14 protein-coding genes are annotated in these 13,963 nt (G+C 53.6%); all 14 read right to left on the bottom strand.

What is annotated here, in order from left to right:
* Position 1: 1 nt before the first annotated feature.
* Entirely contained in the window at positions 2 to 1,063 is a 1,062-nt protein-coding gene (locus ACW17M_RS19975) for a protein-glutamate methylesterase/protein-glutamine glutaminase (RefSeq protein ID WP_009288439.1), read from the bottom strand.
* Between the two features lie 91 nt (positions 1,064 to 1,154).
* Positions 1,155 to 2,027, bottom strand: a complete 873-nt coding sequence (locus ACW17M_RS19970; protein ID WP_022520925.1) for a CheR family methyltransferase — start codon at positions 2,025 to 2,027, stop codon at positions 1,155 to 1,157.
* Positions 2,024 to 4,171 (bottom strand): methyl-accepting chemotaxis protein, encoded by a 2,148-nt coding sequence (locus ACW17M_RS19965; protein ID WP_176316402.1) that lies wholly within the window; start codon positions 4,169 to 4,171, stop codon positions 2,024 to 2,026. Before ACW17M_RS19965 ends, ACW17M_RS19970 begins: the two co-directional genes overlap by 4 nt.
* Positions 4,172 to 4,231: 60 nt before the next feature.
* Positions 4,232 to 5,494 (bottom strand): methyl-accepting chemotaxis protein, encoded by a 1,263-nt coding sequence (locus ACW17M_RS19960; protein WP_035538269.1) that lies wholly within the window; start codon positions 5,492 to 5,494, stop codon positions 4,232 to 4,234.
* Positions 5,495 to 5,626: 132 nt separating this feature from the next.
* Positions 5,627 to 6,124, bottom strand: a complete 498-nt coding sequence (gene cheW / locus ACW17M_RS19955; protein WP_009288435.1) for a chemotaxis protein CheW — start codon at positions 6,122 to 6,124, stop codon at positions 5,627 to 5,629.
* Positions 6,121 to 8,217, bottom strand: coding sequence for a chemotaxis protein CheA (cheA, locus tag ACW17M_RS19950; protein WP_022520928.1), 2,097 nt, complete (start codon positions 8,215 to 8,217; stop codon positions 6,121 to 6,123). The genes cheW and cheA overlap by 4 nt, the downstream gene beginning before the upstream one ends.
* A 42-nt stretch (positions 8,218 to 8,259) precedes the next feature.
* Positions 8,260 to 9,207, bottom strand: a complete 948-nt coding sequence (gene motB, locus ACW17M_RS19945; RefSeq protein ID WP_022520929.1) for a flagellar motor protein MotB — start codon at positions 9,205 to 9,207, stop codon at positions 8,260 to 8,262.
* Positions 9,204 to 10,073: a flagellar motor stator protein MotA gene (gene motA, locus ACW17M_RS19940; protein WP_027958761.1), complete on the bottom strand. Its 870-nt coding sequence runs from the start codon at positions 10,071 to 10,073 to the stop codon at positions 9,204 to 9,206. The genes motB and motA overlap by 4 nt, the downstream gene beginning before the upstream one ends.
* Positions 10,074 to 10,319: 246 nt before the next feature.
* Positions 10,320 to 10,862, bottom strand: coding sequence for a flagellar transcriptional regulator FlhC (gene flhC, locus ACW17M_RS19935; protein WP_009288432.1), 543 nt, complete (start codon positions 10,860 to 10,862; stop codon positions 10,320 to 10,322).
* Positions 10,859 to 11,191, bottom strand: coding sequence for a flagellar transcriptional regulator FlhD (gene flhD / locus ACW17M_RS19930; RefSeq protein ID WP_022520931.1), 333 nt, complete (start codon positions 11,189 to 11,191; stop codon positions 10,859 to 10,861). Before flhD ends, flhC begins: the two co-directional genes overlap by 4 nt.
* A 106-nt stretch (positions 11,192 to 11,297) precedes the next feature.
* Positions 11,298 to 11,591 (bottom strand): EscU/YscU/HrcU family type III secretion system export apparatus switch protein, encoded by a 294-nt coding sequence (locus ACW17M_RS19925; protein WP_022520932.1) that lies wholly within the window; start codon positions 11,589 to 11,591, stop codon positions 11,298 to 11,300.
* Complete coding sequence (locus ACW17M_RS19920) at positions 11,575 to 12,990, bottom strand: flagellar hook-length control protein FliK (protein ID WP_457547999.1); 1,416 nt, start codon at positions 12,988 to 12,990, stop codon at positions 11,575 to 11,577. Before ACW17M_RS19920 ends, ACW17M_RS19925 begins: the two co-directional genes overlap by 17 nt.
* The gene (fliT, locus tag ACW17M_RS19915; RefSeq protein ID WP_022520934.1) at positions 12,987 to 13,397 is read right to left on the bottom strand and encodes a flagellar protein FliT; all 411 of its coding nucleotides are present in this window, start codon (positions 13,395 to 13,397) and stop codon (positions 12,987 to 12,989) included. Before fliT ends, ACW17M_RS19920 begins: the two co-directional genes overlap by 4 nt.
* Before the next feature lie 7 nt (positions 13,398 to 13,404).
* Entirely contained in the window at positions 13,405 to 13,821 is a 417-nt protein-coding gene (gene fliS / locus ACW17M_RS19910) for a flagellar export chaperone FliS (protein ID WP_022520935.1), read from the bottom strand.
* Between the last annotated feature and the right edge of the window lie 142 nt (positions 13,822 to 13,963).

Raw genomic sequence — 13,963 nt, 5'->3', positions numbered from 1 at the left:
ACTACACACGCTGGGCGCGGCCGGAGGCGGCGATCAGCGCCATCATTCGCGAGGGAATGTCATCTAACGCCACCACTTCCACAGCCCCCCCGACAGCAATAGCTTCACGGGGCATACCGAAGACCACACAGGTCTGCTCATTCTGGGCAATGGTGGGTGCGCCCGCTTGACGCATCTCTAGCAGCCCTGCCGCACCGTCCTTACCCATACCGGTCAAAATGACACCGATGGAGTTCTTGCCCGCATGCTGAGCCGCTGAATGGAACAGCACGTCTACCGAGGGGCGGTGGCGATTGACCGGTGGGCCGCTATCTAACCGCGCTACGTAGTTGGCACCGCTACGCGCTAACTTAAGGTGTTGATCCCCTGGGGCGATATAAGCGTGCCCAGGTAGAATCCGCTCGCCGTCGGCGGCCTCTTTCACCGTAATCCGGCACAGCCGGTCTAAGCGCTCCGCAAACGAACGGGTAAAACCGCCAGGCATATGCTGGGTAATCAAAATCGCCGGGGCGTTGGCGGGCAGCGGCTCAAGTACCGCACGAATCGCTTCGGTGCCCCCCGTAGACGCGCCAATAATGATCAGCTTTTCACTCGACACTAACGGGGCTTTCAGGGCTTCCGGTGGCGGAGTGTTTTTATGCCGCGCCTGACGAGGCCGCGAGCGCGCAGCGGCGCGCAGTTTTTCGGCAATCTCGTCAGCGTACTCCATCATCCCATTGCGGATGCCCAGACTCGGCTTGGCGACAAAATCCAGCGCGCCAAGCTCTAGCGCACGCAGGGTAATCTCCGAACCGCTTTGGGTGAGCGACGACACCATCAATACCGGCATAGGACGCAGGCGCATCAAACGCTCAAGAAAATCCAAGCCATCCATGCGTGGCATTTCCACATCAAGGGTGAGCACATCAGGATTGTGCTGCTTGATCAAATCCCTGGCGGCAATGGGGTCAGGCGCTACCGCAACGACTTCCATATCGGGCTGGGAATTAATAATTTCCGTTAACAAATCGCGAATTAGCGCCGAATCATCGACACACAACACTTTGATCTTGGCTGCGCTCAAAGCACGCCTCCTCTTGCTGTAGACGCCTGATGTGTTATTGCAACCGCCGGAGCCACAGCGCCTAAAGCGATTATAAAGACACGATAGTTATTCATTTTTTGGCCAGGTTATAAACGGTTTGACCACGCAGCTTGAATGCGTCGCTGATATACGAGAAGTTTTCCGAGTGGCCTGCAAACAGCAAGCCATCGGGCTTCATCAGTGGTGCAAAGCGTTTAAGAATTTTTGATTGAGTATCTTTATCAAAATAAATCATGATGTTTCGGCAGAACACGGCATCAAAAGGGCCTTTAATTGGCCATTGCGGCGCTAGCAGGTTCAGTGGCAAAAACTCCACCAGTGCGGATACTTCTGGGCGAATCCTTGCAAAGCCCGCATGGTTACCCGTTCCTTTCTGAAAAAACCGCTTTACCCGTGCCTCATCGATCTTGCGCACCTGTTCCAGGGGATAAACGCCAGCGCGAGCCCTGGCCAACGCATCCGTATCGATATCGGTGGCGATCACTTTGGCCTGCGACGCTTTAGCGCCCAACGTTTCTAACAATGTCATTGCCAGCGAGTAAGGCTCCTCCCCGGTGGAGGCGGCCGAACACCAAATAGTGACCGGGTCTTGTTTGTTCTTTATATGCTCAGCCAACAGCGGAAAATGGTGCGCCTCACGAAAAAAGGCCGTGAGGTTAGTGGTCAGTGCATTGGTAAACGCCTCCCACTCCTTGGCTTCTGGCTGACGCTCCAAGCGCACCAAGTAGTCAGTAAAGCGCGTCATGCCATGGTGGCGTAGCCGCTTTGCTAGGCGGCTATAGACCATTTCACGTTTATGCTCAGCCAGCACAATGCCGGCGCGCTGATAAATCAGCTCGCGAATCCGTGTAAAATCCGCATCCGTCAGTACTAGATCGCGCTCAATCTGACTGCTCGATGTCCACTGACCTGCGTCTACCACCCGTTCACGTTGTTCGGTCAAAACGCTTCCCACTCCTCTGCTGAGGCTGCCTGCCGTTTAACGGGCGAATTCGGCGACGATGTGCTAGGCAACTGAGCAGTGTGCTTAGTCGCTGTCACTGCTGGCGGACGTAGCGCCCCCTGACTGTTTAATCGAAACGCTTCCACCGATAGCGCTAATAGCCCCGCCTGCTTCTCAAGCGAGACCGCCGCGCGTGCGGTTTCCTGAACCCGCACCGCATTACGCTGGGTACCTTGATCCATCTCTGCTACTGCTTGGTTAACCTGGGCAATACCATGGCTCTGCTCTTCGGAGGCGGCTGAAATTTCGTGCATGATCTGCGTCACACTGCGCGCGGCTTCCGCCACTTCGCTAATCGCAGCTTCGGCTTTGGTGACCATACTGGCACCCGCACTTACCTCACGGTTAGAGCCATCAATCAAACCGCGAATTTCTTGGGCGGCACCAGCGCTACGGCCAGCCAGGTTACGCACTTCTTCGGCCACCACCGCAAAACCACGCCCATGCTCGCCGGCCCGAGCCGCTTCTACCGATGCATTCAGCGCCAGAATATTGGTCTGAAACGCGATCGAATCGATAACATTGATAATATCGGCCATCTGCTGGGAGCTTTGGGTAATCCGCTGCATGTTGTCGACTAACTGTGTCATCAACTCGCCAGTATTCGTTACCTGGATAGCATTGTTATCGGCTAGACGGCGGGCTTCTTGAGCGTTCTCACTGTTTTGCCGCACAGTGGCAGTCATTTCTTCCATGCTGGAGGCGGTTTGTTGCAAAGAGGCCGCCTGCTGTTCAGTACGCGACGACAGCTCTTCGTTGCCGCTGGCAATGTCCTGAGCAGCCGGAGTGACCACATCAATACCGCTTTTTACATCGGCGATGATGCTGCTGAGGCTTTTGCGCATAGTATTCAGCGAGTCCATCAATTGGCCCACTTCATCGCGTCTCTGGGCGGGGACTTTAGCGGCCAAATTACCGCCAGCAATTTGCAGCGTAAAACCTGCAGCACTTTTTAGCGGCCTGGTAATCGCCCGCAGGGTAACCATGCCGATCAAAATAAGTAGCAGTAAACCAATTCCAAGTACTATGGCTTGAGCGCCCAGCATCGTGGTTTGACCTTGCTGAGCATCAACGGCCATGGCCTCAGCTGCCTGCTGTTTCTGGGAAATCAGTTGATTAACCATGCCTGACAGGATGCGGCCCTCGCTGGTCATGACGCTAATCACAGCATCGAGACCAGTAAAGGCTTGGTAGGTCTCTTCTGCCTGAAGCACGCTGGCCGCCTGGCCCATGCCGTTCTGCAGGAAGGTCTGTAGCTGCTGGTCAAACTCGGTGGCAAGCTCAGTCGCATTGACCTCACGGGAATAATACTCCTGCCACACCTCAGCAACCTCTGCGGCGCTCTCCTCAATGCTTTCACCCATCTCGAAGCGTTGATTGATCAGTTCCATACGCTCTGGCTCAATCATCGCTTGGCGCGTTTGGGCAATGGTTTGATCGATTTTCTGCAGGCGAATAACATCACGCAGACCGTCATTATTCAGTTGCCCCAAGCGCTCGCCAGAGACATTCAAACCATACAGACCAAGCCCACCGCTGATTAATAACAGCAGCCCTGCAACGACAATCATGCCTACCAATTTGGCACGAATGGTGTCGAGGCGTACCCGGGCCAAACGCTTAATCACACCTTTCTGGCGTAACCGGCCTTTATCTAAGTAAAGCCGCTTGTTGCGGCCTTCGCGTATTTCAGCGTAGGCCCGCTCGGCCTGCTCAATGGCTGCGCGGCTTGCCTGTACACGCACCGAGGTGTAGCCCACGACTTGTCCATCTTCGATAATCGGCGTGACGCTGGCATTTACCCAGTAGTGGTCGCCATTTTTGCAGCGGTTTTTGACCAGCCCTCGCCACGTTTCCCCCGTTTTGACGGTTTTCCAGAGGTTTTCAAAGGCTGCCGGCGGCATATCCGGGTGGCGTATCAGGTTATGCGGCGCACCTATCAGCTCTGCGTGTTCAAAGCCGCTAATATCGATAAACGCAGGGTTGGCATAGGTGATGCGTCCCTTCGTATCGGTACGCGAGACTAGGAAGTCGTCTTCTTTTAGTTCGATTTCACGCTGAGAGACTGGTTGGTTATTACGCATGGTGTGCCTTTTTTTAATGTTTTATTTTTCAAAAAGAGTGCGCCTGCCCTACCAAGCAAATTAAAACGATGACCACTCTTCTGTTTCTGCTACTGGCTGTGGACGCCTTGTTGCGGGTTTTGACACTGCCGCTGGCAATACAGCCGGAGCGCGCGGGGCTGATAATTCAGTGACACGAAAGCGCTCAACCGCCTCGCGTAAGCGTGCGGCTTCGCTTTCAAGTTCATTGGCGCTGCGCGCGGCTTGCTGCACCAGTTGAGCATTTTGTTGCACAACCTGATCCATTTGCGCCACGGCCTGATTCACTTGGCCAATGCCGCTACTCTGCTGCTCAGAAGCGGCGGCGATTTCATCCATGATATCGCTGACGCGCTGAACAGCGCCCACTAGATCTTGCATGGTTTGTCCAGCTTGATTGACCCGCTGAGTGCCGGTATCTACCTTGCTGAGCGATGCATCAATCAGCGTGCGAATCTCTTTGGCGGCAGCGGCGCTGCGACTGGCTAAGCTACGTACTTCCTGTGCCACCACGGCGAACCCTCTGCCATGCTCGCCAGCACGCGCCGCTTCCACCGAAGCATTCAGCGCCAGAATATTGGTCTGAAACGCAATATTATCGATAACGGTAATAATATCAGCGACTTGATGAGAACTTGCGCTTATGTCTTGCATGGTGCTGACGATCTCACCAACCTCTTCTCCACTACGGCGGGCTGTCAGGGTCGCGCTCCCGGCCAATTGGCTGGCTTGGCGGGCATTTTCAGCATTATGACCCACCGTTGAGGCTAACTGCTCCATGCTGGAAGCCGTCTCCTCTAACGAGGTGGCCTGCTGCTCGGTGCGCGAAGAAAGGTCGTTATTGCCGCTGGCTATTTGCTGAGAGCGCTCATAAATCGATGTACCGCTGGTGCGCACGGTACCTACCGTTTGCGAGAGTGAGCTCTGCATATGGGCCATGGCGCTATAAAGCCGCCCTATTTCGTTATTACCCGGAGAGGTAATGGCCTGGCTTAGATCCCCCTGGGCCATACGCTCAAAATAGCCCACCAAGCGATCTAGCGGGCGCAACACATTGGCCGTCACCCCCCAGATAACCACGATTACCGTGGCGATAGTCATTACGACTATCCCGAGTAGTGCCCAGCGAATTGTCGCGGCAAAAGCACTGAAAGCGGCCTGTTGTGCCTGCACATCGTCAGAGGCCTGCACGATTGCTGCACCATGGTGCAGGGCATAAAGACCAATACCACTGGCAATTAAAACAAGCACCGAAAGTGTCGCTAGCACTAAGCCCCAACTCAAGCGCACCGTCATATTATTCATTAATTGCCGCATTCGCTGTGTCACGCCCTTTTCTCCACGCACAACCGGCACTCGCTGGCACTTTCCGTAGCGCGAGAATGCATCATTGAGTAGAACTGATTTGGCACGCTCCCTGTGCCATGTTTTTTAGTCTTACTGGTTGCTGGTGCTTTCCACCAGTGCCATCTCGTCGCTGGTGAGCAACTTATCGATATCCACGAGTACCAGCATGCGGTCATCCAGACTACCCAAACCGCTCAGGAAGTCAGACGAGAGCGTGACACCAAATTCTGGCGCCGGTTTAATCTGATCAGGGGTCAGTGTCATCACGTCGGAAACGCCGTCCACTACGATGCCGACCACCCGGTCTGCAACATTGACCACGATCACCACTGTTTGGCCACCGTATTCGACTTTATCAAAGTGAAACTTAATGCGGAGATCTACGATTGGCACAATGACGCCGCGCAGATTAGTGACCCCTTTGATAAATTCAGGTGCATTGGCAATCCGGGTTACGTTTTCGTAGCCACGAATTTCCTGCACTTTCAAAATATCAATGGCGTACTCTTCATCGCCTAATGAGAACACTAGGAATTCGCGGTTTTCGGCTTCTGCGGCTAGTACCGCACCATTGTTGGCTTGACTCATGACGGCTCAGCCTCCTTAAAAGATGAAAGGTTTTGATTGTTTACTACTTTTTTGCCTGCCTCTTTTTTATATCGGCTCAGGCGGTGTAAACCAGTAATATCCAGAATCAACGCTACACTACCGTCACCTAAGATGGTCGCGGCCGAGATCCCTGGTACTTTGCGGTAATTGTCTTCCAGATTTTTGACCACGACCTGCTGCTGTCCGATCAACTCATCAACCAACATGGCGTAACGACGGCCTTCGCCCTGCACAATGACAGCGATGCTTTTGGTCGGGTCGGTAATCGCATTCTCGACGTTAAGCACTTCGTGAATGGCAATCACGGGCAGATATTCGTCGCGGACTTTGATCACCACGTCGTCACCGGCCATGGCGTACATATCGTCTTTGGCGGGCTGCAGTGATTCAAGTACGGTAGAGAGCGGAAGAATAAATGTCTCGCCGCCGACCTTGATCGACATACCGTCCAGAATGGCCAACGTAAGCGGCAACACGATACGGGTGTTGGTGCCTTCACCTAGCTTCGACTGGATTTCAACCCGACCGCCCATGCTCTGAATGTTGCGCTTCACTACATCCATGCCCACGCCACGCCCAGATACGTCGGTCACTTCATTCGCCGTTGAGAAGCCGGGAGCAAAAATGAGCTGGAAGACCTCTTCGTCCGACATGGTGTCCGACACATTGAGGCCGTTTTCGCGCGCCTTGGCTAGCAGGCGTTCACGATCCATGCCGGCACCATCATCGCGCACTTCAATCAAGATATTGCCACCCTGGTGACGTGCGGAGAGGGTTAATTTGCCAACACGCGGCTTGCCAATGGCTTCGCGCACATCGGGCATTTCCACGCCATGATCGAGGCTATTGCGCACCAGGTGCGTTAACGGATCAGTGATCCGTTCGACCAAACTCTTATCCAGCTCGGTCGACTTGCCTTCGGTAATTAATTCGATCTCTTTACCCAGCTTACCGGCGGTGTCGCGCACCACGCGGGGGAAGCGACTGAATACAAACTCCATGGGAATCATGCGAATAGACATGACCGCTTCTTGGAGATCACGGGCGTTGCGCTGCAGTAGGCTCATGCCATTTTGCAGTGAAGCATTGCCCACCGACTGATCTTCTAAATCGCTAACCGTTTGATCGAGCATCGACTGGGTGATAATCAGCTCTCCCACCAAGTTGATAATTTGGTCGACTTTATCTACCGATACGCGGATTGACGAAGACTCGGCGGCAGCTTTTTTGGGCTTCTCTTTGGCAGCAGGCTTTGGCGCGCTTGCCTTAGAGGCCGTGCTTTCTGCCGGCGCTTGCGGCGCTGGGGCTGCAGGCGTCGAGGCTTCTGGCTCGGCTGGGGCTGGCTCAGTAGCGACGCCCTCAACAGCCGTAATCTCAATCTGATCAGGTTCGATAATAAAGCACATGACCGCTTCAATATCGTCAGCACTGTCGCTGCTTTTGAGCACTACCTCGTAACGCTTTGCGTCGCCTGACTGGGACTGCACTTCACCGAGCTGCTCTAACTCTTCAACCAGCAAAATGCGGTCTTTATCTTCAACGTTGAGCAGTGCCACTAGCAGATGGCCGTTCGAGGACGCCTCTGCATTATTACTGTTTGCTTCCGCGTCGTTTTCACTTGGCACAGGCGTCGGCGCAGCCTTGGGCTCAGCAGCAGGAATAGTCGGCCCATCAAGCTGTTGGCCAATTTCGTCCAAGGCAATTTGCTGCAGCGTTTGGCAAATGCGTTCAAATGCCTCTTGATTAGGCTCCTCTTCGCTGCGGTAGGCATCGAGTTGCTCATGCATGATGTCTTTAGCCTCTAAAAAGGTATCCACGAGGTCGGCTCGCAGCGTCAGTTCGCCTTTACGTGCGTAATCGAGGAGGTTTTCCAAAATGTGCGTGGTTTTCTGTAGCACGGTAAAACCAAAGGTTCCCGCCCCCCCCTTGATCGAGTGGGCGGCACGGAAAATAGCATTGAGCTGCTCACTGTCTGGATCATCAACATCCAGCTCCAGTAAATGCTGTTCCATATCCGACAGCAGCTCTTCAGCCTCTTCAAAAAAGGTGTCAAAAAAATCCGCTATATCCATACACCGCTCCACCTTAACGTCGTCTTTTATGACAGGCTCAGATCACTCTTGCGCTTGAACCTGAGGCTCGTCTTGTTGTGTTGATTCAATTTGCGCTTCGGCTGAAGCTTCTAGTGCTTCGATTGAAGCTTCTGGCGATGCATCTCCCGACTCCATTACAGTAGGATTGCGAATCGCATCAGCAATTTCCGGAAACAACACCACCAGCTCTATGCGTCGATTGATAGGATCGGTTGGCTCAGTCTCGGGCAATAACACACGATCTGCAAAGCCCGACACGCGAAGTAACTGACCTGGATCAAAGCCACCCGCAATAAGCTCGCGGCGCGACGCATTAGCGCGATCATTGGAAAGTTCCCAGTTACTGTAACCACGATAGCCTCCCGCATAGGGAACGCTATCGGTATGCCCGCTGATACTTAGCTCATTGGGAAGCTCATTTAGCAGCGGTGCGATGGTACGTAACAAGCTGCGCATATAAGGCGCCACTTGGTCGCTACCCAGCTCAAACATGGGGCGCTGGTCGGTATCGAGTAGCTGTATGCGCAGCCCTTCGCGGGTCAAGTCAAACCGCATTTGATTGCGCAACTGGCGCAGCTCGGGATCTCGCTCAATGGCCCGTTCAATACGCTCTTGTAAATCCCGGAAAAAGTTTCGTTCCTGCATGCTTGGACGAGTGCGCTGAAGGCTATCAATGCGCGCCCGCTCCCCATCGCTATGAGTGGGATCGGGCCCGCCGCCGGGAATCGCGCTGGTGCTGCCCGAACGATCGCCACCGGTTATCGCCGTCACCAGGGGGGTGCTAAAGTACTCTGCCACCCCCTTGCGCGTCTCTTCACTGGAAACGCTCAAAAGCCATAGCACCAAAAAAAAGGCCATCAGAGCAGTCATAAAATCCGCTAGGGCAATTTTCCAGGCACCACCGTGATGGGCATGGACGACTTTTTTGCGTCGAATGACAATCGGACGCTTGTCACCACCCTTACTCATGCGTTACCGGCCTTTTTTGCATCCCTTACATACTCTTCAAGCTCCGTAAAACTAGGGCGCTCGGCGGCAAACAGTGCCTTGCGACCAAATTCAACAGCCAACTGCGGCGCATAACCGTGCAAGCTAGCGAGCAGCGTAATGCGAATACACTGGAGCATTTTTTCGGCTTCTTTCGCCTGCCGTTCGATGTAACTTGCCAGCGGACTAACAAAACCATAGCCCAGCAAAATACCCAAGAAGGTGCCCACTAGCGCTTGGCCGATCATCACACCCATCTGAGTCGGCGTAGCATCGGCGTAGGTGAGTGTTTTAACGACCCCCATTACTGCCGCCACGATGCCGAAGGCAGGCATGGCATCGCCGACTTTGGCAATGGCATCGACAGGAATATGAGCTTCCTGCTCAAAGACCTCAATCTCGTGCAGCATCAGCTCATCAATTTCCATGGGTTCCATACCACCGCTTACCATTAAGCGCAGATAGTCCGTTAGAAAATTCATGATATGAGGATCAGCCAATACCGTAGGATGCTCTTGAAACAGCGGGCTCTCCTCGGGATTATCAATATCCCGTTCAATGCCTAACATGCCTTCACGGCGAATTTTGGAGAGTAATTTATACTGCAGCGCCATCAGCTCCATATAAAGTTCTTTGTTATATTTTTTGGCGCGCTTGAGCCGGGGCAAAATTTTAAAGGTCGCTTTAATCGCTTTGCCATTGTTCGCTGCGATAAATGCACCAACCCCGGCTCCGCCAATAATCAGCAGCTCAAGAGGTTGATACAAGGGGCCTAAGCTGCCACCTGCCAGCACATAGCCACCAAACACAGATAGCAATACGATTACATAACCTAGAGGTATCAGCACAAGCAGGATCCTTGCGGTATTCAGTATTAAATTAGGGAACCAAAACTTAGCCACCTGATCTGATGTTTAAGCAATGTTCCATTCCAAGCATGTCTTAGCCCTATTATACTAGGGTCAGACGTCTGTTTAATGAAAAAGCACCACTGGCTTTTAGGCCTATCTAAGCCAATACACTTATTTCTTGTTAGTACTCATTACTGTCTTATACCCTACTTCACACCATCAGTGATGTAATCGCAGAGATTGTTACATTTTTTCACTATTCTCCCGCTGTGCTTTGCGCGTTTTACCCGCTCTTGAGGGGGGCTGACAAATACCGCACACATAGTGTTGAGCGGGACTATGAGCGTGCGCCACAAACTGCCCAGTGCAACGCGTACACTGATTAAGCTGGAGCAAATCACTCTCGAAAAAGCGTATCAGCGTCCACGCACGGGTTAACCCGAGAACCGGCTCCACCTTTTCCAGCGACATTTGCTCGTCATAGAGCCGATATGCTTTGACAAAGGCATCGATGCGATCACAGCCTGCCGCCTCCTTCAGGCTTAAATAAATGTTGTAAAACAGCGACGAATGCACATTGGGAAGCCAAGTAATAAACCAGTCGGTGGAAAAAGGCAGCATGCCCTTAGGCGGTGACATGCCACGCACTTCCTTATACAGCTTGATCAAACGCGTGCGGCTTAATTCCGTTTCTGTTTCCAGCACCTGAAGGCGCGCACCCAGCTCAATCAATTCGATTGCCAGCTGCACTTGGTGCATTTCATCGACCAAGCTTTTCTGGCTCACTTCTCGCCTCCCGATGGCATTGGCTCAAATGCATCGCTTGCCAACAGCAGTGATGCATGAAGCCCTGCCAACCCCTGATCGCGGGGATTATCTGTAAGCTGTCGAAGCCGCTCGGCACTCGTTTGGCTAAACCGGCACAATAATTGGCTGGTTCGCGCCAACTTGGTAAGCTGGCGAGCATTAAGCGAGACAATCAGCTCGGCAACATCGCTGTCTATTTTTAAGCGAAACATAGCAGCCTCACGATCTTCATCAAGCAAGCGCTGCGCCAGAAGCAAATAAGCTAAATTAATTTCCTGAATTTCATCGAGAAAGTTGGTTTGACTCATAATGTCCCATTAAACGACTCAGGCGCGGTGTTGTGACCATTATACTGGCGCCATTAATGACTTTTTATTACCTACCCTCATGGTTGCATACAATGTCTGTAAATGGCTACTCAGGCGTTTCACGATGAGTTAGCCCTTCCTCTGATAGTTCGAACACCCACACCAGCAGTTCTGCGACAATTTGATAGAGACTTGCCGGAATTTCAGCATCCAGATCTAGCTGCATTAAAAGCGCTACCAACTCAGGCGCATCGTGCACATAAATACCCTGACGCTGAGCTTCAGCCATAATACGTTCGGCCAGATCACCATAGCCTTTCGCCACTACCCGTGGAGCACGGTCATTATCCTGGTAAGCCAGAGCAACAGCTTGACGGCGTCGCTCACCCGGCGTAGCCATGGGGTGCCTCCGCTTCGATATGGCGCGCGCGAAGCTGCACTTTTTGTAAGTCCAAGGCGCTAAGGCGCTTCTCTAACGCGGGCAGTCCAGCGTCAATACGCTGATAAACGTGCGTACTTTCGGTGGTGAAATCGATGCTTAACACGTTTCGATAGAGCCATAGCGACGCGCTGAATGCCCCTAAACTGGGAACATCGAGCTGCATATCAGAACGCCATCCACCGTCTGGCTCTCCCCCCTGCTGTTTTCCTTCCTGGCCCTCTTCACGAGTAGGCAAATTGATTACTAAAGCCATAAAAATGCCTGCCCAGACATCACCTTCCCAGCGAATAGATGGCATCACCAACATTTCAAGCTGGTGGCGCACCAGGCTCTGCAGGCTTTCGTGAACGACCTCGCGAGCCGGTCGATTGGCCATCAGATCGCTCATCTCCCTAGCCTGGCTATACTCCGCCCTTGCTTGATGGCTGTCGCGCGCCTCGCCAGGCATAGGGGCCGGCTGGGCAGGATTAGTCGACACCTGCGAAGCAGCCCCTTGAGCGGGGGTAGTGGGGGCAGCAGCCGTCGAGCCAGTTGCTAAAAAATGGGACGCGCTCGCCAACCGAACCGCTAAGCCTTGCTCATGAGTAACAGGCACTAGCGGCACGTTGGGTAAAATAGCCATGCCTCCCTGCCCTACCGGGGGAGCTGCCAAAGGCGCTCCCGCCCCCACCTGCGTAAGCGCCTGTGCTGTCAGGGGCACTCCAGCTGACTGCGTAGGCATTTGTGGGGTCAGTGGCACCCCAACTGAGACAGCTGTAGACAAGGCAGACGCCGTCGAAGGCGCTGCAGCTGGGAGCGACACATTCGGGCCTGTCGATAAAAGAGGAGTAAGCGGGCGAGGGCCGGATTGCATTTGCGGTTGGTTCATTAGCTGCTGGCGGGTTCCCTCACCTTGAAACCAGCGCTTTAGATGCGACTCATAAAACAAACCACTATCGCGAATACTTGCCTCTAAGCGTGTTGCTACTGTACTCGCTGCTGGCGCTTCCTGACTGGTGATAAGAGGTGCTTCGGGCCGCATTACCGAGGGAGGGGCTGGAAAGCGCAGCAGCACGTCGGCGATTGTTCGCGCTGCAGGACTAAAATGGGTCTGTGTTGAACCTGTCGTCGAAGGCTGCGCCTCACCTCGGGGTAACGTTCGCCCCCCATCAAGAGGGTGCGGTAAACGCTTTAGGTCGCCTAGCGGTGATGTCGACGCACGGCCATCCAGATTGGCATCACCCATTACGGCACGCGGCCCCTCGCCGGGTGAAACGGGCTTCACAGGCTGACTCAATGCTCGCTGCAGCGACAACTCGCCTTGGCGCCCAAGCACTTGGTGCAAGAGCGTATCAATCAGAGGGGTAATACCACTCACGATGACCTCGTGGAATCAGCATCATCGGCGTCATAAGCTACCGGAGCCCCTTGCTGTGGTGCGTAGGCCCTATGTAAATTCCGCTGACGCTGAGATACCCCTATGAGCTTACCCAGCTCATCACGGCGCGCCACCAAACGACGCCGTATTTCCACATCGTGCTCAAGGATGCGCTCCAGCAGTTCTGCCTTACGCTGCTGGGCAGCGGCATCAAGCACAACGGTGGTATCCAGCTCACGCAACTGATCCACCAGCATTACATAGTTGGTACGCTGATCAATTAGCTCTGCCCACTGTTCGCCATTAGCCAGTTCGTGCATGTGCTCAACGCGGCTCAATAGCGTTTCATAGCTAGTGAGCAGCGTCTGTTGAGCATTTTTATCACGAGCGGATATAGGAGCTGACATTATTGCCTCACGCGCTCTGCTGTTGACCAATATCACGCCAGGCTGAGGCGATATCTTCGAGCAGGCGTTCGGCCTGATTTAAGCTCTCTTCATCGTTACGCAGATTCGCCGCCAACAGTAGGCGCGAAATATAGTCATAAAGCGACGCTAAGCGCTCAGCAATCTCGCCGCCCTGCTCTTGATCAAGAGCCGCTGCGAGGCCATTATTCACAATATCCAACGCCTTCGTTATCGACTTGCCTTTTTCGGCTGTATTACCCGCCTGGATATGGATGCGTGCAGCACGAATAGCGGCCTGGGCGCCGTCAAACAACATCACAATAAGCTGATGAGGATCTGCCGACATCACTCCGCTTTCTACGCCAACACGCGCATAAGCGTTAGCTCCCCGCCCATAGGCGGCGCCACCGCGAGAGTAAGTCATAAGCGGAACTCCTGTGCGTGATTTTATGCTCACCCTCGATTGGGTGAGACCACGATTATTAAAAGGTAAAAATAAACGGCACTACTAGTAACTATCGGCGTGAGTCTGGGGGACTTTAACGGCTTACAACGCTTTTTTCAGC

It is taken from the genome of Vreelandella sp. 2A-K22 (genome assembly GCF_054065485.1).
This window is presented reverse-complemented; position numbering and strand designations above follow the sequence as displayed.